The organism is Chryseobacterium jejuense (assembly GCF_900100075.1).
GTDB lineage: Bacteria > Bacteroidota > Bacteroidia > Flavobacteriales > Weeksellaceae > Chryseobacterium > Chryseobacterium jejuense.
This window is the reverse complement of record NZ_FNEG01000005.1, coordinates 249,871-270,489: the sequence shown is the minus strand read 5'-3', so window position 1 is coordinate 270,489 and position 20,619 is coordinate 249,871. Positions and strand designations below refer to the sequence as shown.

At 35.0% G+C, this 20,619-nt stretch carries 24 protein-coding genes; 14 read left to right on the top strand and 10 right to left on the bottom strand.

Annotated features, from left to right (window positions below; translation table 11 throughout):
- Window positions 1-79 precede the first annotated feature (79 nt).
- Complete coding sequence (locus BLS98_RS16435) at window positions 80-466, top strand: START-like domain-containing protein (RefSeq protein ID WP_089737601.1); 387 nt, start codon at window positions 80-82, stop codon at window positions 464-466.
- A 78-nt stretch (window positions 467-544) separates the two neighbouring features.
- Window positions 545-1,360: an aminotransferase class IV gene (locus BLS98_RS16430; RefSeq protein WP_089737600.1), complete on the top strand. Its 816-nt coding sequence runs from the start codon at window positions 545-547 to the stop codon at window positions 1,358-1,360.
- Window positions 1,361-1,443: 83 nt separating this feature from the next.
- On the opposite strand, the gene BLS98_RS16425 is transcribed toward BLS98_RS16430, so the two are convergent.
- A complete protein-coding gene (locus tag BLS98_RS16425) occupies window positions 1,444-2,028 on the bottom strand; it encodes an N-acetylmuramoyl-L-alanine amidase family protein (RefSeq protein WP_089737599.1) in 585 nt (194 codons plus the stop codon).
- 103 nt (window positions 2,029-2,131) lie between these two features.
- Entirely contained in the window at window positions 2,132-2,683 is a 552-nt protein-coding gene (locus tag BLS98_RS16420; RefSeq protein ID WP_089737598.1) for a YqgE/AlgH family protein, read from the bottom strand.
- Between the two features lie 24 nt (window positions 2,684-2,707).
- On the opposite strand from BLS98_RS16420, the gene pdxH reads away from it, so the two are divergent.
- Window positions 2,708-3,349 (top strand): pyridoxamine 5'-phosphate oxidase, encoded by a 642-nt coding sequence (gene pdxH, locus BLS98_RS16415; protein WP_089737597.1) that lies wholly within the window; start codon window positions 2,708-2,710, stop codon window positions 3,347-3,349.
- Between the two features lie 430 nt (window positions 3,350-3,779).
- On the opposite strand, the gene BLS98_RS16410 is transcribed toward pdxH, so the two are convergent.
- Entirely contained in the window at window positions 3,780-4,070 is a 291-nt protein-coding gene (locus BLS98_RS16410) for an HU family DNA-binding protein (protein WP_027379880.1), read from the bottom strand.
- Window positions 4,071-4,469: 399 nt separating this feature from the next.
- On the opposite strand from BLS98_RS16410, the gene panD reads away from it, so the two are divergent.
- From panD to BLS98_RS16370, 8 genes are all read left to right on the top strand, one after another.
- Complete coding sequence (gene panD / locus BLS98_RS16405; protein ID WP_029294648.1) at window positions 4,470-4,820, top strand: aspartate 1-decarboxylase; 351 nt, start codon at window positions 4,470-4,472, stop codon at window positions 4,818-4,820.
- Between the two features lie 3 nt (window positions 4,821-4,823).
- Window positions 4,824-5,846 carry a lysylphosphatidylglycerol synthase transmembrane domain-containing protein gene (locus BLS98_RS16400; protein ID WP_089737596.1) on the top strand — a complete coding sequence of 341 codons (1,023 nt, stop codon included), beginning with the start codon at window positions 4,824-4,826 and terminating at the stop codon, window positions 5,844-5,846.
- 186 nt (window positions 5,847-6,032) lie between these two features.
- The gene (locus BLS98_RS16395; RefSeq protein ID WP_089737595.1) at window positions 6,033-6,608 is read left to right on the top strand and encodes a TerD family protein; all 576 of its coding nucleotides are present in this window, start codon (window positions 6,033-6,035) and stop codon (window positions 6,606-6,608) included.
- A 33-nt stretch (window positions 6,609-6,641) separates the two neighbouring features.
- Window positions 6,642-7,316: a TerD family protein gene (locus tag BLS98_RS16390; protein ID WP_089737594.1), complete on the top strand. Its 675-nt coding sequence runs from the start codon at window positions 6,642-6,644 to the stop codon at window positions 7,314-7,316.
- Between the two features lie 81 nt (window positions 7,317-7,397).
- The gene (locus BLS98_RS16385) at window positions 7,398-8,036 is read left to right on the top strand and encodes a vWA domain-containing protein (protein ID WP_089737593.1); all 639 of its coding nucleotides are present in this window, start codon (window positions 7,398-7,400) and stop codon (window positions 8,034-8,036) included.
- 18 nt (window positions 8,037-8,054) lie between these two features.
- Window positions 8,055-9,098 (top strand): TerY-C metal binding domain-containing protein, encoded by a 1,044-nt coding sequence (locus BLS98_RS16380; protein ID WP_089737592.1) that lies wholly within the window; start codon window positions 8,055-8,057, stop codon window positions 9,096-9,098.
- 12 nt (window positions 9,099-9,110) lie between these two features.
- On the top strand, window positions 9,111-10,376 hold the full coding sequence (locus BLS98_RS16375) for a protein phosphatase 2C domain-containing protein (RefSeq protein WP_089737591.1): 1,266 nt from the start codon (window positions 9,111-9,113) through the stop codon (window positions 10,374-10,376).
- Window positions 10,377-10,382: 6 nt separating this feature from the next.
- Window positions 10,383-11,894 (top strand): helix-hairpin-helix domain-containing protein, encoded by a 1,512-nt coding sequence (locus tag BLS98_RS16370; protein ID WP_089737590.1) that lies wholly within the window; start codon window positions 10,383-10,385, stop codon window positions 11,892-11,894.
- Between the two features lie 270 nt (window positions 11,895-12,164).
- On the opposite strand, the gene BLS98_RS16365 is transcribed toward BLS98_RS16370, so the two are convergent.
- The 6 genes from BLS98_RS16365 to BLS98_RS16340 all read right to left on the bottom strand — a co-directional run bounded on the left by BLS98_RS16365 (window position 12,165) and on the right by BLS98_RS16340 (window position 16,822).
- Complete coding sequence (locus BLS98_RS16365) at window positions 12,165-12,605, bottom strand: GNAT family N-acetyltransferase (RefSeq protein ID WP_089737589.1); 441 nt, start codon at window positions 12,603-12,605, stop codon at window positions 12,165-12,167.
- Between the two features lie 53 nt (window positions 12,606-12,658).
- Complete coding sequence (locus BLS98_RS16360) at window positions 12,659-13,429, bottom strand: hypothetical protein (protein ID WP_089737588.1); 771 nt, start codon at window positions 13,427-13,429, stop codon at window positions 12,659-12,661.
- A 71-nt stretch (window positions 13,430-13,500) separates the two neighbouring features.
- Window positions 13,501-14,049, bottom strand: a complete 549-nt coding sequence (locus BLS98_RS16355; RefSeq protein WP_089737587.1) for a hypothetical protein — start codon at window positions 14,047-14,049, stop codon at window positions 13,501-13,503.
- Window positions 14,050-14,142: 93 nt separating this feature from the next.
- Window positions 14,143-15,342: a tyrosine--tRNA ligase gene (gene tyrS / locus BLS98_RS16350; RefSeq protein WP_089737586.1), complete on the bottom strand. Its 1,200-nt coding sequence runs from the start codon at window positions 15,340-15,342 to the stop codon at window positions 14,143-14,145.
- A 390-nt stretch (window positions 15,343-15,732) separates the two neighbouring features.
- A complete protein-coding gene (locus tag BLS98_RS16345; RefSeq protein ID WP_089737585.1) occupies window positions 15,733-16,224 on the bottom strand; it encodes a GNAT family N-acetyltransferase in 492 nt (163 codons plus the stop codon).
- Window positions 16,202-16,822, bottom strand: a complete 621-nt coding sequence (locus BLS98_RS16340; protein ID WP_089737584.1) for a TetR/AcrR family transcriptional regulator — start codon at window positions 16,820-16,822, stop codon at window positions 16,202-16,204. The genes BLS98_RS16345 and BLS98_RS16340 overlap by 23 nt, the downstream gene beginning before the upstream one ends.
- 102 nt (window positions 16,823-16,924) lie before the next feature.
- Here BLS98_RS16340 and BLS98_RS23685 point away from each other — a divergent pair, with 102 nt between their 5' ends.
- Window positions 16,925-17,059 (top strand): hypothetical protein, encoded by a 135-nt coding sequence (locus BLS98_RS23685; RefSeq protein WP_262487360.1) that lies wholly within the window; start codon window positions 16,925-16,927, stop codon window positions 17,057-17,059.
- The gene (locus tag BLS98_RS16335; protein WP_089737583.1) at window positions 17,059-17,445 is read left to right on the top strand and encodes a hypothetical protein; all 387 of its coding nucleotides are present in this window, start codon (window positions 17,059-17,061) and stop codon (window positions 17,443-17,445) included. Before BLS98_RS23685 ends, BLS98_RS16335 begins: the two co-directional genes overlap by 1 nt.
- Window positions 17,446-17,534: 89 nt before the next feature.
- Here the strand turns inward: BLS98_RS16335 and BLS98_RS16330 are convergent, their stop codons facing one another.
- The gene (locus BLS98_RS16330) at window positions 17,535-19,907 is read right to left on the bottom strand and encodes an outer membrane beta-barrel family protein (RefSeq protein WP_089737582.1); all 2,373 of its coding nucleotides are present in this window, start codon (window positions 19,905-19,907) and stop codon (window positions 17,535-17,537) included.
- Window positions 19,908-20,037: 130 nt separating this feature from the next.
- Here BLS98_RS16330 and BLS98_RS16325 point away from each other — a divergent pair, with 130 nt between their 5' ends.
- Window positions 20,038-20,613 (top strand): Crp/Fnr family transcriptional regulator, encoded by a 576-nt coding sequence (locus tag BLS98_RS16325; RefSeq protein ID WP_089737843.1) that lies wholly within the window; start codon window positions 20,038-20,040, stop codon window positions 20,611-20,613.
- Window positions 20,614-20,619 lie beyond the last annotated feature (6 nt).

Sequence of the window (20,619 nt, the reverse complement as noted above, 5' to 3'; positions counted from 1 at the left end):
TTCTTTAAAAAAGTAACTGCAATTTTGTGTAATAAAAAAATTAATTTATATATTGCGGGACGATAAAAACAAAGATTATATGGCGAAACATAAAGTCCATTACGAATTTCCAATGCATTGTTTATCAGAGATTTTATATGAATATCTGGCTACTGCAGAGGGGTTGTCTGAATGGTTTGCGGATGAGGTTACAGAGAAAGGCGATGATTTCTTTTTTAGCTGGGGTGGAGGCCCTGCAGAAAAGGCCACTTTGATCAGATATAAGCCTGAAGGTTTCGTGCGTTTCAGATGGGAAGAAGATGAAGGAACTAAAAACTTCTTTGAAATGACCATCACAATTGATGATATTACAGAAGACTTAGCCCTGAATATTACAGATTTCTGTGAAGAAGGTGATGAAGATGAAAACGCAATGTATTGGGAAAATCTTATTGAGAACCTCAGAATAAAATTAGGTGCTGCATAATGCAGGACTGTATCAAATGATAAAACTGATGAACGATTTATCGTTCATTATTTTTTTGTAAATAAATCACATCGAAAATTGGAAAATCAATATTTTACTTCAGACGAGTTGAATGTAAAGAACAGAGCCTTTCTTTGGGGCGATGCAGTAAAGGTTTCTTTCTTTGTAAGAGACGGTAAATTGATCATGGATGAAGAATGCTATTTCTTCCTGATGGCTTCCATGAGAAAGATGAGAATGAATATTCCCTTAACCTATACGCTGGAGTTTTTCCAGTTACTGTTCCAAAAAGAGATCATAGATGGGAAAGGAATAAAGAATGGAATTATCAATTTCCAGGTATTTAGAAATCAGGATGCCTTAACATTGGCCAAGTCTTCAATTTCCTATTTTTATGAAGTTGATGAGATGGATGATGTACTGGCAGTTCATCAGAGATCTCTGGATCTGGATCTGATTAAGGAAATTAATGTGAATAATAACCTCTTAAGTAATATCAGAGTACATTGTCCTGAAAACATCTACGGCGGAATTTACGCCCAGGAAAATGATCTTGATGATGTTATCCTTTTAAACCCTAATAAAAGAATTGCCCGTACTACTTCCGGTAACCTTTTGTTTATGGAAGGAGATGTTATTAAAGTTCCAAAGCAGACAGAAGGAGCTTACATCTCTCCTTTAATGGAAAACTTCGTTACTTTTTTACATAAAAATAAGCTGGCTGATATCCAGGAACACGAGATTATTGCATTTGAATCTCAGAAAGCAGAAGAAATTCTAATGATTTCTGATGAGAAAGGCATATTTTCTGTAGGTAAAATAAGAAATAAAACCTTTGAAACTTCCCGATTTAAAGAATTGGTAGAAAGTTGGAAAGAGAGTTTTAACTCATAAAATTGACAAACCCGGTAAACAACAACATTACAAAGTCCTTTACCGGGTTTTATTCTGATTAAATCAGAAATTGTTTCTCTATTTTAATTTTCGTTGATGATGTCAACGAATTTTTGTGCGATTTCCTTTTGTCCGTTTTCGCTGGTAATATAAGCTCTGTCTGCAGAGTTATTGATGAATCCCAGTTCAACCAATACAGCAGGTGCTTTGGTTTCTCTTAACATGTGAAGATTATTACGTTCTTCAATTTTACGAACTTTAAACTTTTTATAGATTTTCCCCGCCAGTTGTTTTGAGTCTTCAGAATTCTGAACATATACCTCAGTTCCGTGCATAGAAGTCTCTTTCTGAAGAGAAGTATTAACATGGAGTGAAATGACCATTTCAGGGTTCAATTTGTTGATTTGAGTAGTTCTTTCTGAAAGGCTGGGATAAGTGTCTTCATTTCTTATTAAAATCACCTCATATTGATTCTGCTTTCCACTAAGTTTTTGAATTTGTTTCGCAATACTTAGTGTAATATCTTTTTCAGTGAAATGATCATATACTGAACCATTATCATTTCCACCATGACCGGCATCTATGACAATATATTTCTTATTGAGAGGAGTAAATGATAAAAAAGCAGTCGAAAAGATTGATAAAGCAAGTAGTGTAATACCTTTCATTTCAATGATTTTGGTTTTTCAAAGAACGGAAAAACTTTCTTTAAAATTGGTTAACAGAATCTTAAAATTTGTTAATTATTTTACCGGTCTGAAAAGGATATTGCTAATTTAATGAAATATCCTCAGGTGAATTAGCCCAAAGTAAGAATTCTCCACCAAGATTCTGCATGATAGATTTCCATAGGGTTTGGTCATTTGGAAGAGTATAATCAAGATTGTAAACATCTACTACGGTCCACATTTTTCTCTGAACCTCACTATCTAACTGGTTAGGAGCCCATCCCGAATATCCAGAGAATATTTTTACATTGTGAATATCCAGTTCATTGGCTAATACAGCATTGATGATACGTTCAATGTCTTCGGTAAGATAATATTCATCCGTGATATCAGTAAAAACCTCAGTAACTTTTTTATCCCCTTTCACAATGAAAAAGACCTTGTCGTTTTCTACAGGACCACCATCATATACCTCAATCTTAAAATCAAAGAAATCTTTGAATTTACTGCTCATCTGACTATTCTTTTTATTCAGTATTAAACCGAAAGCTCCGCTCTCGTTATGTTCAATAACCAATACCACCGATCTTGAAAAAATATCGCCGGAAATGTCAGGTGTCGAGATTAATATTTTACCTTTGTATGAGTGATTCATACTCAAATTTAATAAAAAATATTTATGGAAAACCTGCATGACAAAAGAAAAGTGTACGATAAATCCCAACTTATTGAAAGTGAGATAAAACAAAATCCAATTGAGCAGTTTAGAGACTGGTTTTTGCAGGCTAGTGAGAGTCCTATGATCTCTGAAGTCAATGCTATGGCGGTTTCTACAGTAGAAGAGGATGGTTGTCCAAGAACAAGAATGGTGTTGTTAAAAGCGTATACTCATGAAGGGTTTATTTTTTATACCAATTACAACAGCAGAAAAGGAAAAGCCATAGAAAATAATCATAAAGCCTGTTTACACTTTTTCTGGCCAAATTTGGAGAGGCAAATCATTATCAAAGCTAATCTTGAAAAAGTTGCAGAAAACTTAAGCGATGGTTATTTTCATTCGAGACCGAAGGGAAGCCAGCTAGGTGCTGTAGTTTCTCCACAAAGCCAGGAAATTCCTAACCGTGAGTTTCTGGAAGAAAAGTTAAAAGACCTTGAAAAGGAATACGAAAATACGGAAGTTCCAAGACCTGATCATTGGGGTGGATATCTTGCAAGACCTTATGAAATTGAATTCTGGCAGGGAAGGCCCAACCGTCTTCACGATAGAATCATATATCAGTTGGAAGACCTGGACTGGAAGATCTCTCGACTGGCTCCATAAGAAGAAAGATGGAAGCGGAAAGTTTGGAAATGGGAGCTAGTACCAGATGTCATTATTCCTATTTTCAGCTGATTAATTGAAGGAAATATTTTTAAACATCAATAGAAGCGGACTTTAGTCCGCTTATTTATTATACGCACTTTAAAGGCTTTAGCCTAAGCTTAATCATCTCAATATCTTCATTCCTCTTAATGTTTTCTTTTAAGGGTAATTTTTCCTAGTTCTAATCACTTAGTTTGTATCTAAGCTCTGTATAGCTAATTAGAGGTATGTAGATTATTTGCGAACGAATTAAGGTCTATTTTTATTGAATTATAGTTGTATTTAGGAATTCAAATCCATAATTAATAATCTATCCAATATCGGTAATTATAAGGTACAAAAAAGGCTGTTTCGAAGAAACAGCCTTGAATTTTCGTAATCTGAATGATTATTTTTTCTTAGCACCAGAAACTGCATTTGATAAATCAGCTCCAGCCTTGAATTTAGCAACTTTTTTAGCAGCAATTTTAATTGGTTTTTTAGTTGCAGGGTTGATCCCTTGTCTAGCTGCTCTCTCAGCTACTGAGAAAGTACCGAAACCTACTAAAGAAACTTTTCCGTCTTTTTTCTTTAAAGTAGAAGTTACGTTACCAATGAAAGATTCTAAAGCTGCTTTTGCAGCCACTTTAGTGATACCTGCATCTTTTGCGATTGCGTCGATTAATTCAGACTTGTTCATAATTTTTAATATTAAAGTTAGTTCGTAATTATAGCAAATATAATACTATTTTCTAATTGTGCAATTTTTTTATTAAAACTTGTACAATTTTTTTACTTTTCAGTGAAAATGGTTAAAATATGATAATTCGTGTTTTCACGAAAAACCTACGTTACGGGTTACTAAAATCATGCCAAATGCTTATGTTTATTGACTTTAGCAAAAAGTTAATATTATTTCCTGTATTTATTAAATCCTAAATTGTGTATAAAGTATTGATGTTTTTAAGAATATAATTGTTAATAATATAAGTAATGATCTCTTTTTTTGTGTTTTACAAAATTAAACCCCGTTGTTTATGGGAGTTTTTTAATGGTAATGAAGGTCTGTTTTATTAATTTTTATTAATAAATTTGCAGCATGTTAATAGAAGTTTTCAAATCCAAGATTCATAGGGTAAGAGTTACGGCCTCAGACCTTAATTATATAGGAAGTATAACGATAGATGAAGATCTTATTGAAGCTGCCGGTTTGGTAGTGGGAGAAAGGGTCTATATTGTTAATGTAAACAACGGCGAGCGTTTCGATACGTATGTTATCAAAGGGAAAAGAAAATCCGGAGAAGTATGCCTAAATGGGCCTGCTGCAAGAAAGGTACAAAGGGATGATATCATCATCATTATTGCCTATGCGCAGATGACACCTGAAGAAGCAAAAGACTTCCAGCCGAAAATCGTTTTCCCGGATGAAAAAACAAACCTTCTTACGTAATTCATGGAGAAAACATCAAAAAGTCCTTTAAAATCAATCATTACAATAGTAATATCGCTTGCTTTTGCAGGCTTTTTTTTATGGCTTGCCTTGCGTGGGCTTGATTTTAAAGTGATTCAACAGTCATTGGCTAAGGCCAACTACCTTTGGGTATTGTTTGCATCTGTATTTGGTCTGTTAGCCTATTGGTTCAGAGCGATTCGCTGGAATCTGATGCTGGAGCCAATGGGACATAGTATTTCCAATTCCAATTCACTTTGGTCTATTTCATTTGGGTATCTCATGAACCTTACCATCCCTAGAAGTGGTGAAGTGGCGCGAGCTACAGCTTTGTATGGAGTGGAAAAAGTACCTGTAGACAAATCCTTCGGAACCATAATTCTGGAAAGAGTGGTGGACTTGATATGTATGCTCGGTTTCCTTGGTCTGACATTATTGTTTAAATATGAAGCAATTGTGTCATTCTATGAAAATTCAGGAGTGAATATCAATCCTAATAAAATTCTGCTTGTTTTTGCTGTATTGATTGGAGGTACTGTCTTGTTTTTTGCCTTTAAAAAGAAATTAGCAAATGTTCCGTTTCTAGGTAAGATTGTCAATTTTATAGATGGAATTTTTCAGGGACTGACTACCATTTTCAAATTAAAAGAAAAAGGGAAGTTCATATTATATACACTGGGGATCTGGATTTCCTATTATTTTGCAGCTTATCTGGTATGTTTTGCACTTCCTGAAACTTCAGCATTTACCTTTGCAGATGGTTTCTTCATTATTGTTGTGGGAACAATGGGAATGATTATTCCTGCCAGTGGTGGAATTGGCGCCTATAATCTGGCGATGAAGTATGGTTTTATGGCTCTTTTTATCTCAGTGGGAAAAAGTGCTGATCTTGGTGGTGAAATGGGGCTTACCTATTCTTTTATTTCCTTACCGCTTCAGATTGTAATTATGCTTGTAATGGGGCTTATCTCAATTCCAATGCTGGCAAAAGCAAGAAATGAAGCTGCTTCAAAGAAGGAATTTTAAAAAAGTAATTCAATAATTATATCATATAAAGGTTCAATTTTTTAATTGAGCCTTTTTTATTGCTGTTTATGTAAGTGAAAAAAGAGACTTAATTGTTTTATATCCATTATTTTTAACAAATAAATTTGGTCAATTCGTAAATCAAATCTATCTTAATGCAAAAAATAATTCATAACATAAAATACTATGGCAATTAATCTACAGAAAGGACAAAAGATTGAGATCGGATTGACTAAAATGACAATTGGACTTGGTTGGGATCCTAATGAAGGGACAGGCTACGACTTCGATCTTGATGCTTCAGCAATCATGATTGATTCTGACAGAAAATTAGTAAGCGAGGAATATTTTGTTTTTTATAATAATCTGACTTCGCCGGATGGAGCTCTTACCCATACCGGAGATGATCCAAGTGGAAAAAATAGTGATGGAGATGATGATGAAGCAATCATTATTGATCTTGATAAAGTAGATTCAAGAGTGGAAGAAATTCTTTTTGTAGTTACTATTGAAGATTTTGAAAGAAGAAAACAAAACTTCGGACAGGTGAGAAACTCTTATATCAGAGTAGTAGACAACAGCAATAATCAGGAGATTGCAAAATATGAGCTTGATGAAGATTTTTCGATTGAAACAGGCGTTGAATTCGGAAGACTGTATAAAAGAAGCGGAAGCTGGAAGTTTGAAGCTTCAGGAATAGGATACAGAGCAGATCTTGGGTTCTTCCTTGAGAAATATTATAAAGGACAAATCATCAAATAAATAATCAATACACTAATACACAAAACGATAGCTATGGCAATTAATTTACAGAAAGGTCAAACGATTGATTTAAGAAAAAACGACCGTGGAGAGAGTGTTTATGACCTTTCAAAAGTAACGATCGGTTTAGGATGGGACGTAAGAAAGCAAGGAGGTTTCTTTGGTAAGATATTTAGTAAGGAAGCAGAATATGATCTTGATGCAGTAGCATTTCTTTTAGATGGCAACGGAAAAGTTGCCAATCTTGGAAGAACGGTTCAGACGAATGACGGAAGACAGATGGGATTGTATCAGGGAGATGTGGTTTTCTTCAATTCTATGCAGCATCCAAGCGGAAATGTATGGTTAACGGGAGATAACAGAACCGGTGCCGGAGATGGAGATGATGAGCAGATTATTGTAAAGCTGGATCAGCTGGATCAAAGCTACCAGAAAATTGTATTCCTTGTTACTATTTATCAGGGAAGAGCCAATAACCAGCACTTTGGAATGATTGAAAATGCATTTATCCGTGCGGTGGATGCTACTGGTAAAGAAATTACCAAATACAGCCTTTCCGGAGATTCAAGTATGAACGGAATGTGTGCGATGGTTTTTGCTGAAGCATATCGTCATAATGGGGACTGGAAGTTCCGTGCTGTGGGAGAGCCTCACAATACAGATAACTTCATTGATATTCTGAGACAGCAGTATTCATACTCAAACTAGACTTTAGATTTCAATTTAACATAAAAGCCGGCTGGGAAGTCTTCGACTTCCTCCGCCGGCTTCAGAATTAATAACCACCTTATGACCAGAAGATTATTAGCCTATTTTTTACTGGATACTTCCGGCTCCATGAACGGGGAGCCCATCCAGGCACTGAACAACGGTTTCAACGGGCTTATCAGTATGCTTCGTGCAGATCCGCAAGCCATGGAAAGCCTTCATTTAAGTGTCATTACTTTTGATAGAGAAGTTAAAAATATCATTCCGTTAACTGCACTTGCCAATTTTTATCCCATGGAGATTAGCTGTCCGGATAGTGGCCCAACTCACACTGGGGCAGCACTGGAAATGGTAGCTGAGCTTGTTCAGAAAGACCTTGTAAAGGGGTCTGCTGATGAAAAAGGAGACTGGCAGCCGTTACTTTTTATATTTACGGATGGAAAACCTTCTGATATTCAGAAATACAGACAGATGATTCCGGTTCTTGGAGGCCTTGAGTTTGGAGCTATTGTAGGTTGTGCTGCGGGTCCTAAAGCTGATGAACAGTATCTGAAAGAACTTACCGATCATGTTGTAAAACTTGACACAACAGATGCCATCACACTTTCATCCTTTTTCAGGTGGGTGAGTTCTTCCATTACACAAGGTGGACATTCACAAAATACAACAGATCACGTAACATTGCCTCCGCCACCATCGGAGCTTACTATTATTATTTAAAAAATTGTCTTTACAGTTATGAGAAGGCTACCGATTTATTTTTTAATTGACGTCTCCGAATCTATGGTAGGAGACCCGATTGAGCAGGTACAGGAAGGAATTTCCGATATTGTTAGAGAACTGAAAAAAGATCCGTATTCATTGGAAACGGTTTATATTTCCCTGGTAGGTTTTGCAGGAGAGGCAGAAGTAATTACTCCGCTCCAGGATATTATCAGTTTCTATCCACCTAAAATTCCAATTGGAAGTGGTACCTCATTGTCGCAAGGCTTGATTAAAATCATGGATTGCATAGATCAGGATATTGTAAAAACAACGTACGATAGAAAAGGCGACTGGAAGCCAATTGTTTTTCTGTTTACAGATGGTGTTCCCACTGATGATGCTACCAAAGCAATCGAAAGATGGAATACTAAGTATAACGGAAAGGCCAATACCATTGCTGTTTCTATAGGAGAGAATACCAATTATAAACTATTGGGTTCACTGGCGGATAACGTTTTACTGTTCAATAATACAGATGAAAATTCGTATAAAGAATTCTTCAAATGGGTAACAGATTCTATTAAAACAACTAGCCAGAGTGTTACCGAAGCGAAGAAAGAAGGGATTAATCTTTCCAAAATCGATTCTGTGATCCTTGAAAAAGTAGATCCGCAGATGGAACAGCGCTTTCCGGACAATAATTTTGTAGTTCTTAATGGAAAATGTTCTGAGACGGATAAACTCTATTTAATGAAATTTAAAAAGACATTCGGGGAATCAAGTATTCCGGGGATGTCAACCAGATATTATAAATTGGAGGGAGCCTATAAAATTGATGAAAAGTCTTATTACAGGCTGTCTTCAGCCCAAAGGAGTAATCTGAAAATTTCAATAGAAGAACTTCAAGGGGGAACTTCCTGTCCGCATTGTGCAAATCCTATTGCGCTGGCAACCTGCGCATGTGGTGGAATTCATTGCCTGCAGGGAGAAGGATATAATAAATGCCCTTGGTGTGGAACTTCTGATTACTACGGATATTCGGGAGGTGGATTTGATATCAACAGAACGTTAGGTTAAATCGTATTGCCCATGAAAATACCTTCATTTTATTTTGGGATTGGAAAAAAGCCTGTGGAAAAAGGAACTATTCATAAAGAAAAGGAAGAGTTTAAAGATGCTCACTGGGTATTAAAGCATGCCCATTCAGGAAAATTCTATGAATTCACCCTTGAAATGGTTGATTTTCCGAATATCAACATTAAAAATATCGGCAACCTGGAAGAAACAGGACTTACGTTTGAAAATAACAGAATTTCCGGAATTCCTACAGCCCATAATATGTATCATCTGGATATAGAATTTTTCCATACGGAGGATAAAGAAAATACAGATGTTAAAAGAGTTCAGCTATTGGTTAATATTGATCCCAAAGATTTATGGAAGAATATTCCAAGTGATAAGGATGCTGATTTCTATAAAGAAGATGAGGTCTCTTTTCAAGGAGAATTTTCAGACAAAAAAATGGTTGTAGCTTCCAAAAGAGGCCGTTCTCATGCCCATGAAGGAAAATTCAGAGAAGATGATTTTGCAATAAATAAACTTCCTTTAGACTGGAATATCATTTCTATATCTGATGGTGCCGGTTCTGCTGTAATGGCAAGAGAAGGTTCAAGGCTGGCCACTGTTTCTGTTAATCATTTTTTCAGTTCTGCGGAAGTTGTAAGTGAAATTGAAAATAATGTCAACATTATTTATACTTCAGAAGATGTAAAAAAAGAACAGGAAGCCAAGGAGAATGTGATAAGACTCCTGTATGAAGGGGTTTTATATGTTCATCATACTTTGGAGAAAAGCGCTTCAGAAAATAAATTTTCTACTAATGATCTGCATGCCACTCTTGTTTTTTCTTTGGTTAAAAAATTCAATTTTGGATATGTGATCCTGAGTTTTGGAGTAGGAGACTGCCCGATTAACCTTATCAATACTGATTTTTCTGAGGTAAAGCTTTTAAATATCATGGATGTAGGAGAGTTCAGCGGTGGGACTCGTTTTATTACCATGAAAGAAATTTTCAACGATCATATTGTTTCCCGTTTCGGGATCACTTGTGTTAAGGACTTTTCATATCTGGTGCTCATGACAGATGGAATTTATGACCCAAAATTCCTTACTGAAAACAAGCTGGAAGATACAGGAAGCTGGAAAACATTTTTTAAAGATCTTAACGGAGATAATGATGATCTTGCAAAAGTAGATTTTATCAATGATACTGAAATTGCTCAACAACTACTTCACTGGACTGATTTCTGGAGCAGAGGAAACCATGACGACCGTACATTGGCCATAATTTATTAATTCAATATGAAAAACACCATTAAGGTTGTTTCTGTTCTGGATGCAGCCAAATCCTATGAATATGTAGATGACAAACCAATCCAGGGCGGAGTAAAAGATGTTTACTTTTCGCCAGACAGAGAGTATGTAGTTGCTTTTTACAGAAATCCGCTGGATGAAGGGCAGAAGGAAAGAATTATGAGAATTGTTTCTACCTATCTGCAAAACATTCAGAATGGGAATTCAGCAGACTATTTTCTGAATGAAATATTCAGATGGCCCTATGATATTGTGGAAAAAGATAGGCTGACAGGAATTGTGGTTCCTATTTACAATCAAAAGTTTTTCTTTGCTAAAGGATATGTAGGTTCGGATAATATTCAGGGTGAAGATAAAGTAGGGAAATGGTACACAGCTCCGATGTTCAGAAATCCACAGTATCCTTTGAGACTGGATCAGTCTGAACTGGGAGATTGGTTAAGCTATTTTCAGATCGCAATCAATATCAGTAGAGGTGTAAAGAAGCTCCATCAGATGGGATTAGCCCATTCCGATTTATCATATAACAATATTCTGGTAGATCCAGTGACCAAATCGGCCTGTATTATTGATATTGACGGACTTGTTGTCCCAAAATTATTCCCTCCGGAAGTAATCGGAACAGCAGACTTTATTGCGCCTGAAGTTTTAAAAACCCAACATTTGGGACTTCAGGATCCCGGAAGACATCTTCCTAATCAAAAAACCGATTTGCATGCTCTTGCAGTCCTGATCTATATGTATCTGTTAAGAAGACACCCTCTTCGTGGTGGAAAAATCTGGGATCTGGATTCTGAAAAGGATGAAATGATATCTATGGGTGAAAAAGCATTGTTTATAGAACATCCTAATGATCCCTCCAATAATGTAAGAGCAGATCATCTTAGAAAATGGGATACTTTCTGGGGTGACCCACAGAAGATTCCTTATACTGCAACAGGGCCATATATTGCAGATTTATTCAGAAAAACATTTATATACGGATTACATGATCCGATCCGACGTCCTACAGCCAATGAATGGGAAACTGCCTTATTGAAAACGGTAGACCTGATACAGCCTTGTAAGAATTCAGAATGTACAGAAAAATGGTATGTTTTTGATAACATGAGCAATCCTAAATGTCCTTTCTGTGGAACTCCACATCAGGGAACGCTTCCGGTTCTGGATCTATACTTCAGATTTGATGATGAGGTCTGGAAACCTGAAAATCATAGGTTGATGGTGTATCACAATCAATATTTATTCAAATGGCATGTGTCCAGAAAGGTGATCAGAAATGAAAATCTTACGATGCAGGATAAAATGCCGGTAGGATATTTTACTTTCCATCAAGGAAAATGGGTATTGGTGAATCAAAGTTTAGCAGGGATGAAAGACATTACAGAACAGAAAGAAATTCCACCGGGATCAATGGTAGAGCTGACTGATGGAAAGAAAATACTGTTATCAGCAGAAGAAGGCGGAAGATTGATCTATGTGACAATGGCCAATCAATAGTATTAAAATTCAATAGAAGCGGGCTTTAGCCCGCTTTTTATATTTCTAACAAATCCACTGGCTTTAGCCAAAACTTATTCTGTTCAATTTGAAAATATTCTAATTATTTCTCGCAGATTTTTCAGATTACGCCGATCAGATCTTTATGTATAATCATCAGTGTGATCTGTGGTAAAAAATCTGCTTTATCAGCTTAATCCGCGAGAGATTATATTTTATTCAGATCTTAATTGGAACTTATTAGAGCAAATTTATCTGCATTATTAAGATTTAAACCGGAGAAAATTCCATAAAGTAGGCATACTCATCTTCATCTACGATTTTAAAACCTAAACTGGAATAAAGATGCTGTGCCTGATTGGTTTTTAAAACACTTAAAGACGCTGTTTTTCCTGCTGCAGAAGCTTCCTCTAAAATATCAGTCAGGATTATTCTTCCCAATCCTTTACCTTGCTGGCTGGGATCAATCTGAAGTTGCATGATATCAATATTCGTTTCAGCTCTGTCTAATTTCAAGAGCCCAATAGGCTGATTGTCCAGAAAAATAATATGTGCCTTAGCAAACTGATCAAGAACCCGGCTAAGAGTCATTTCCCGGTCTGTAGGGAGATTGGATGCTGCATAATGCGGAACCATTGTTTTTATCCTCAGATCAAGGAGATAATCAATATCGTTTTCTGTCGCTTTTTGGTAGGTAAGTGGAGTTTTCATATTTTTTTTGAATTCGAATTTTAAGCCAGGTTTTTCCTGTTGATATAAAAGAATTAATAAATATCTACAACAATAATCCTCGGATTTTTTTGAACATCAATTATTAATTTCATTTTGATGGCCTGTTTTAAGAAAGTATGGACATGATAAACAGCTTGGATAAAATCCTGTCTGTTATCAGGGTAAAATACTTTTGTAAGAAATTTCATTTCCTCTTCAATAACTTCAGACATCAATTCATTTTGCAGATTTTCTGATTGTACTGTTTCAATGATGCTTTCTTCCTCTTCGGTTAATTCATCAGGATAATCATACAATTGACTGTCAATAATTTTTTTGGTAACCAGAATAAGAAAATTATTGAAATGTAAAAAATCTTCAGTTCGGATATTGATGCTCAGATCTTTTCCCTGTATTCCGGTAACAGGAAAAGAATCAATATAAGCTTCATACAGGTATCCATAGGCTTTGCACGCATTTGTGGTAGTAAGCTCATAGAGTTTAGTAATTCCTAAATAATCATATAAGGTCTTGAAATACTCCTCTCTTGCTTCTACAGAATCATTAGGAAATAAGGGATGTATTTGACTTTTAAAGAAATGCGTAATTTCATACAGATCATTGGGATGCATCATATTGATGTCATTTCCAACACATTCCAGGAGACTGTTGAAATTAATGTTATTGTTCTCAACCTGCTTTTCCTGATCTTCAATATAATTTTTGAACGTACTGGTATGGTAGATTCGGTGCTGGAGATCCTTGTACAGATTGCTGGCAGCTTTTGTACTATCAAACATGTAGATTGTAATATTTCTTTCCATATACCAGTTTGTTATCCTATTAATTTCAGATTTCAATAATAAATAAATCTGTTTGCTGCCTGCGGTTTTATTTAATCAAATGTAATATTTCTTTGGCGAAGATAGGCTTCATCCATATTTTCTTTTTCAAAATGATCAGGATACATTGTGATTTTTATATACTCTTCATCAGGGTAAAGACCTCCTAAAAACAATTCATTACCTACTAATTTTACCTGGATGGTAAGTGCATTAATAAGAATTTCTTCATCTTGTAATGTTTTGATATTAAAAATAAAGAGCCTCTGATAATGGTTATCTTTGTACTTAATAATCAGATGATTTCCATAAAAATATAAAAGACCATCTCTGAAAATGGGTTGTCCTAAGGTATTAACAGGTGGCTTCCAGGTAAGCACTTTCTTTTCCTTCAGCCTGACTCTAACTTCTTCTTTTCCAGCTTCATTACATTGCCACCATGCGATCATACCATCATTATTGATGGCCGTCTGATGTGGAGATACCGAATTTTCCGTACCTGAATGATCCGTCCAGATAATCTTTTGCTCACTGAGTTCTGTTTTAATATTATCAGTGAACAATTCTTCATCAATCAGGGAAAGGATTTCAGCCTGCGTCATTACTTTTTGTTTCTTGGGACGAAGATATTGATTTAATTGGAGCCAGAGAAGAAGAGAAATGCCGGAAGCTTTTTTCCGGCACTCAATCTCTTTTTAGATCAGTTCAAAAAAGTTTCTTCTGCCAATTTTTATTTTGATTTCTTTTATCAGTTCTATTTCCTGGTCAGGATTTAGAATTTTAACAGAATTAATTTGAACACCACCACTTTCAATAAGCCTTCTCACCGCAGATTTGCTGAGGTCATTTTTTAGTTGGTAGCAAAGTTCAAGAACAGTTGTTCTCTGTTGGTTATGATCTAAAGTATGGATGGAAACAGGCTCAAAGCTTTTCTCATCAAAATTCTTATTCTGAAACTGGTTATTGAAGAAAAGTTCTGCACTTTCAGCAGCGTCATCATCATGGTATTGACTGATAATATTTTTGGCAACCAGTTTTTTAATGTTCATCGGATTTTCACCGTTTTCCATTTTTACCTTTAAATTGTTTTTCTGCTCTATTGAAAAATCTGTGGTAAGATCGATGAATTCTCCAATTAAAGCATCTGGAATAGACATGGTTTTACCAAACATTTCATTCGGCTCATCCGTCAATCCGATAATGTTGTTCAAAGACTTACTCATTTTCTCTTTCCCGTCAAGACCTTTTAACAAAGGCATACACATGACAATTTGAGCAGGCATCTGATGAACTTCCTGCAGTTGTCTTCCCATCGTACAGTTGAAAAGTTGGTCGGTTCCTCCCATTTCAATGTCGCATTCAATTTTTACAGAATCAAAACCTTGCAGAATAGGGTATACCAGCTCATGCATGGCAATTGGTGTATTTTCTGTAAACCTTTTATTAAAATCATTTCTGTGCATCAGTTGGGCAACCGTAACTTTTGATAATAGTTGAATAACTTCAGAAAAATTCAATGCATCAAGCCAATCAGAATTGAAAACGATTTTTGTTTTTTCAACATCAATAATTTTCGAAAGCTGATTGATATAAGTTTGTGCATTATGCTGAACATCTTCAACGCTTAAAGGTTTTCTTGCCTTATTTTTCCCTGTAGGATCACCTATTCTTGCGGTAAAACTTCCCACCACAATGATAATCTGATGACCCAGATCCTGAAATTGTTTCAGTTTTTTTAGCACAACGGCATGTCCCAGATGTAAATCAGGAGCCGTAGGATCAAAGCCCAGTTTAATAGAAAGTTTTCTGTTTTCTTCTTTGGCTTGTTTTAATTTCTCTTCCAATCCGTTTTCCGGAAGGATAATAGAAACATTTTCTTGTAATGTATCAATCATGTTGTAATAGTTTTAAATGAAAAAAGCCCGGACAGTACTGTCCGGGCTCTATATGTTAAGTAGATTATTTAATTTAGATTACAGATATAGAAAGTCTTCCCGAACGATAGCTCGGAGTGTAATATTCACTGAAGAATGGAAGACGCAATATGCTGTTTAAGTGTTTCATTGATATTGTAAATATAACAGGATTTTTCCTGAAGTTCCAATATTTAAACCATTAAGATGTAGTGTAAGTGATTATAACAAGATTTGTTTTTTTAGAAAAAACTTAACCATTTACGTATCTTAATGGTCTAAAATAATGGTTCAAAACAATTTTACTTGCCATTTCTCAAGCTAATTCTGTGCCACAATTTGTTAAATTGACTTTATATGTTTTTTATCATGTTATAAGCGTTTTTCCATCTTATAATTGATAAGATCGATTCCTTTTACATTTACTATTTGTTCCTGGATGAGCCTGAAATCCATAGTTTCAAAAAATGATTTTGCTGTTTTGCTTACATCAGCAGTTAAGACCTTTTGGTTTTGATCTAAGGCTTCTTTTTCAATAAGCTTATAAAGTTGGGAAGCAATTCCCTGATGCTGATAATCCTTGTGAACAAACAACAAATCAATATAATTTCCTTGAGCAAGAGTACAGAAACCAACAATTTTATTCTCAGATTCAGCAATTAAGATATACTGCTCCTTCATTACATTTAGCCATCTTTCTTTATTTTCAGCACCGGATTTCCAGGCTTCAAGCTGAGCTGTATTATAATCCCGTTGGCAGATGGCTGTAATGGTGTTCTGAAAAAGAAGCAGCATTTCCGGAAGATCCTGTAAGTTTCCTTTTCTGATCCTGATCATCGGTTTATCGGATGTATTGCTGCTCATAGAGCTTTTGCTGTTCTTTATTGAATAATGGATAAAAAAGATTCATCTGCAGAATGGTATAATGTTGAATGGCTGTTTTTTTATTGAGTTTTGAAATCAGTCTGTTGTGAGTAAGCCAATTGTCTGCAATAATGAAAATCTGTTCTGTAAGGCTATTTGTGATAAATTCCGGAATATCTTTTTTGAAAATATCGTTTTTCTGAAGATCTGAAAATATCAATTGAAACTCTTCTTTCCTGTTGAAATTAATGCCCTCATATTGAGTTTTCACTTCCGGAATTTTATTCAGAATATCTATAAAATTGATGAAAATAAATCGGTAAGAATAAAAGATTTCACACGTAGAAGAAGTCAGTGTATAAAGATCTCCCAATGTTTTATTTTCTATTTTCTTCATTTTGTTCAGCAGATCATCCATTTTCAGAGTGAGTTCTTCAAAGAGGATTTTGGTAATATCTTCAGAGTGCTTGAAATGATAATGAAGATTTCCCGGACTGATGGAAAGTTCAGCCGCAATATGCCTTGTGGTAATATGGTTGTAACCCTTTTCATTAAAGAGCTCCAGTGCCTTCGCCAGAATTTTTTCCTTTGTGCTCATTCTTCAAAGATAAGAATAATTAAGAGTGGGAATAAATCATATTTTTTAAATTAGAACAATTGTTCTAATTTAGATATATTTGCAATATCAAATCTTATGACAATGGAAGGAAAACAAAAGTTTGATTACGAGGCTGCTGGAAAGAGTGAAAAGAAAAATGAAACCGATATTCAGGATATCATGGCAAAAGTACTGCAGGTTATCATTGGGTTTATTATGGCGGTACTGCACATGTAATGAAAAACAAGATTTCTTATTGGTTTTTGCTGGGTTTAGCCATTTGGGTAGTTATAATTCTGCTGAGAAAGAATGGTATTTTTATTCCTGTTATTAATAATCATTTTACAGATTTTATTACCATTCCAATGTACTGTTATCTGATAGAATACATCATGAATTCCCTGTTAGGATTTCGATGGAAGCCTGATTTTAAATTTGTTCTTACTTCCATTCTCTATCTGTCCTTTCTCTTTGAAGTTCTTTGTCCCAAATTATCTCCGTTATTTACAGGAGATATTTTTGATGTTTTATCCTATTGTATTGGCGGAATGATCTATTACTTTTTTTATATCAGACGATTTTCAGTTTTAAAAAGAGAAAAAAATAAACTTTTAACCAAATAAAAAAGCCGACAGATTCTTATCGAAAGAAGCTGCCGGCCGGGGTTATTGTCTTTATCCTGTTTTTTGTTTTGTAATGAATTGCCGGAAGATTAATTATTACCTCCGCCTGCTCTGTTAGATTCTTCAAACTTCACCTGTTTGGTAGCTCCTTTCACATTATTATTCCCGAATTTGTAAGTAAGAGAAAGATGAACATTTCTTGTAATTCCCTTGTATCGATAATCAATATTATAATCCGGATAATATTCTATTCCTTTTTCACGGTTGGTATTCAGAATATCATTTAAATAGAGGTTAACAAGAAGCTTTTTATCCATAAATGCTAACTTTAGTCCCATGTATAATGAAGCATTGGTGTAGTAATAGGTATTTCCGCTTCTGTTGGGAAGACTTCCCCCTCCTCCAAATAAAAAAGTCACTGTTTTTTCTTTATTGAGAAAGAAATTATTGTCGATATTCATATTGGCACTATACCCTGACGGAACAGGCAGAACGGAAGGATCATAAGATTTAGCTTTGGTGTAGTAACCATTCACAAAAATGTTAGATTCCAGCCATTTCAATTTGTTGTAATTATAACTGATATTGATCCCGGTTTGGTTTTCATTATAGAAATTTTTGGCGATGCTGTATCTGTAATTTTCATCAATCATTTGAATCCTGTCCCAGTTGTCTTTGTTATAACTGTGATAAAGGGTAATGTTGAGATTGTTATTCAAAACATATCCGAACTCAAAATTATCCGAGAATGATGGTAATAGATAAGGATTTCCGGTAGTATACTCAAAGTTGGAAGTAAAATATTTAAACGGATTCAGGTTCCCGAAATAAGGACGGGAAATCCTACGGGAATAGCTTAACGAGAATGAATTATTTTCATTAGGCTTGTAACTTAAATAAGCTGTTGGGAAAAATTTACCATACTTAATCCTTGCGGAGGAATTATCGTTCATGGAAATACCTTCCAGTGTTGTGTATTCATAACGAAGTCCGGCTTTAGCATCCCATTTTTCATTGATTTTAAAATTGGTAGAAAAGTAAGCAGCATAGTTCTCTTCGTTGTAAAAGAAGGTATTGGTTTTTCCACTGTTAAGCTCGTACAGGCCGTTTTTAATATCAAAAAAATTAAATTCAGAATCATTTTTAATCTTTGTGTACTTTAACCCTGATTCTGTTTTTATTTTTCCAAATGTTTTTTCCAGATCAGCCTGTCCTGAATAGATCCTGTATTTACTGATAGGATTAGCCATTGAATAAATAGCTTCAGGAGTATAGGTATTGGAAAAGTTTTTGGCATTGGAATTATTGAGCATTAAATTGGCCGTAAGATTCAACTTTCCTCCTGCACTATCTATTTTAGCTTCATAAAAAGCTGTTGCATTATGAACATTTCTGCTGTTTCTGTTACTGAAATCAGAAGAAATATTGATGAGGTCTTTTCCATTGAACCGTACCGAGTTACTTTCCCCTTTTTCTAAAGGGTTACTGTGTGAATAATTATAGTTAATCCCAAAAATATTTTTATCATTGATTTTATATTCAGCTTTTACATTTCCGCTTTTATACTTGTAATTATTAAGATTATCACCGTCTTTATTCCAGTAATTATTATTCGAGGTACCGGACATATTGTTATAAATATTGTATTGCCAGTAATTATCACCAGCGGATAAATTGGTACTTAGCGAGAGTTTTTCTCCCTGATAATTAAAGGTAGCTCCTCCTCTGGAAGAAACCGTAGGTTTTCCCCAAAAATAATTTCCTGAAGTCTGAATAGAACCGTTCCAGCCCAGATTGGCATTTTTCTTAAGAATGATGTTGATTAATCCACTTTTTCCTTCTGCATCGTATTTGGCTGGTGGTGTGGTGATCACCTCAATCTTAAGAATATCATCGGAACGGAGGGTTTTCAGATAATTGATCAGTTCCTGCCCATTCAGGTTCAGTAATCTGTCATTAATCATAACAGCTACATTGCTTTTCCCCGCGATACTTATCGCTTCATCACTGGTTTTTACCATGGGTGTTTTGGCAAGAGCTTCTATAGCATCAATTCCCTGAGAGGCTACAGAATTCTCTACATTGAAGACTAAACGGTCTACTTTTCTCTCGAATAATTTTTTCTTTGCGGTAATGGTTACGCCTTCTACCTTCTGTATTACAGGCTGGTCTTTGATCTGAATATCTTTCCTTGCATTTCCTTTTACTGCAATTTTTTCACTATTGGTTTTTACCCCGTCTTTTATGATCTCAAGTATATAATTTCCATCCTCTTTTAAAGGAATTTTGAACAATCCCTTTTCGTCTGTAATCGCTGAAAACTTAGCATTGTCTTTTGTGATAAGTACTTCAGTTTCCGCTACTGGTTTATCTTCCTTATCAATAACAGTTCCTTCCACACTTTGTGCAAAAACAAATGAAGAAGCTGCTAGACTTAAAAGAAGAATAATTTTCCGGTTCATATTTAGCTTTTTATACAAGACAATTGTTTTGCGGAGAATATTACATGAGTTTGTGAAAAATCTTTTTATTAAAAAATATCTGAACAATGTTTTGGCTATTTTTGTATCTAACATAAAAAGGTCAATTTCAATGCACGACAAGCTTTTACAATACATTCGTTCTGTCTATAATTTTTCACCAATAGAAATTGAAATGATTAAACAGTATTTTGAGCCTGTAGTTTTTTCTAAGAATACTGTGATAGAAGACTCCGGTAAGGTTCCCCATTATCTTTATTATATTGTTTCGGGATACCTCAGGTTGTTTTATGTGGATCAGAATGGTAATGAAGTGACCACACACATCAACTGTCCACCCGGATTTTTTACCTCTTATTCTCATTTTATCAACAGAACCATCTCAGATCATAATGTGGAATGCATTACAGCGTGTGAACTTTTAAGAATTACTAAAGAAGATCTTGATCATCTGGTGAATATAAGTCAGGCAATGAAAGATTTCAGTATTTCGGTATTTCAACAATCGATTACATATAATGAAAACCGTTCCAGAGAATTGTCTGCTTTAAATGCGGAAGAACGGTATCTTAAGCTTTTAAAAGATTATCCGGAAATTATACAGCATGTTCCTATTCAATATATCGCTTCATTTCTGGGAATGAAACCGGAAAGTCTGAGCAGGATCAGAAGAAAAATAATTAACTAACAAAAG

What these genes read in the sequence shown, in the direction of transcription:
- BLS98_RS16435 (WP_089737601.1), top strand. Translation starts at nt 80, where the DNA reads ATGGCGAAACATAAAGTCCATTACGAATTTCCAATGCATTGTTTATCA.
- BLS98_RS16345 (WP_089737585.1), bottom strand. Translation starts at nt 16,224, where the DNA reads ATGAGCAGCAATACATCCGATAAACCGATGATCAGGATCAGAAAAGGA.
- BLS98_RS16360 (WP_089737588.1), bottom strand. Translation starts at nt 13,429, where the DNA reads ATGGAAAGAAATATTACAATCTACATGTTTGATAGTACAAAAGCTGCC.
- BLS98_RS16340 (WP_089737584.1), bottom strand. Translation starts at nt 16,822, where the DNA reads ATGAGCACAAAGGAAAAAATTCTGGCGAAGGCACTGGAGCTCTTTAAT.
- BLS98_RS16365 (WP_089737589.1), bottom strand. Translation starts at nt 12,605, where the DNA reads ATGAAAACTCCACTTACCTACCAAAAAGCGACAGAAAACGATATTGAT.
- BLS98_RS16425 (WP_089737599.1), bottom strand. Translation starts at nt 2,028, where the DNA reads ATGAAAGGTATTACACTACTTGCTTTATCAATCTTTTCGACTGCTTTT.
- BLS98_RS16370 (WP_089737590.1), top strand. Translation starts at nt 10,383, where the DNA reads ATGAAAAACACCATTAAGGTTGTTTCTGTTCTGGATGCAGCCAAATCC.
- BLS98_RS23685 (WP_262487360.1), top strand. Translation starts at nt 16,925, where the DNA reads ATGGAAGGAAAACAAAAGTTTGATTACGAGGCTGCTGGAAAGAGTGAA.
- BLS98_RS16385 (WP_089737593.1), top strand. Translation starts at nt 7,398, where the DNA reads ATGACCAGAAGATTATTAGCCTATTTTTTACTGGATACTTCCGGCTCC.
- BLS98_RS16410 (WP_027379880.1), bottom strand. Translation starts at nt 4,070, where the DNA reads ATGAACAAGTCTGAATTAATCGACGCAATCGCAAAAGATGCAGGTATC.
- BLS98_RS16420 (WP_089737598.1), bottom strand. Translation starts at nt 2,683, where the DNA reads ATGAATCACTCATACAAAGGTAAAATATTAATCTCGACACCTGACATT.
- BLS98_RS16395 (WP_089737595.1), top strand. Translation starts at nt 6,033, where the DNA reads ATGGCAATTAATCTACAGAAAGGACAAAAGATTGAGATCGGATTGACT.
- BLS98_RS16335 (WP_089737583.1), top strand. Translation starts at nt 17,059, where the DNA reads ATGAAAAACAAGATTTCTTATTGGTTTTTGCTGGGTTTAGCCATTTGG.
- panD (WP_029294648.1), top strand. Translation starts at nt 4,470, where the DNA reads ATGTTAATAGAAGTTTTCAAATCCAAGATTCATAGGGTAAGAGTTACG.
- pdxH (WP_089737597.1), top strand. Translation starts at nt 2,708, where the DNA reads ATGGAAAACCTGCATGACAAAAGAAAAGTGTACGATAAATCCCAACTT.
- BLS98_RS16390 (WP_089737594.1), top strand. Translation starts at nt 6,642, where the DNA reads ATGGCAATTAATTTACAGAAAGGTCAAACGATTGATTTAAGAAAAAAC.
- BLS98_RS16325 (WP_089737843.1), top strand. Translation starts at nt 20,038, where the DNA reads ATGCACGACAAGCTTTTACAATACATTCGTTCTGTCTATAATTTTTCA.
- BLS98_RS16355 (WP_089737587.1), bottom strand. Translation starts at nt 14,049, where the DNA reads ATGACGCAGGCTGAAATCCTTTCCCTGATTGATGAAGAATTGTTCACT.
- BLS98_RS16330 (WP_089737582.1), bottom strand. Translation starts at nt 19,907, where the DNA reads ATGAACCGGAAAATTATTCTTCTTTTAAGTCTAGCAGCTTCTTCATTT.
- BLS98_RS16400 (WP_089737596.1), top strand. Translation starts at nt 4,824, where the DNA reads ATGGAGAAAACATCAAAAAGTCCTTTAAAATCAATCATTACAATAGTA.
- BLS98_RS16375 (WP_089737591.1), top strand. Translation starts at nt 9,111, where the DNA reads ATGAAAATACCTTCATTTTATTTTGGGATTGGAAAAAAGCCTGTGGAA.
- tyrS (WP_089737586.1), bottom strand. Translation starts at nt 15,342, where the DNA reads ATGATTGATACATTACAAGAAAATGTTTCTATTATCCTTCCGGAAAAC.
- BLS98_RS16380 (WP_089737592.1), top strand. Translation starts at nt 8,055, where the DNA reads ATGAGAAGGCTACCGATTTATTTTTTAATTGACGTCTCCGAATCTATG.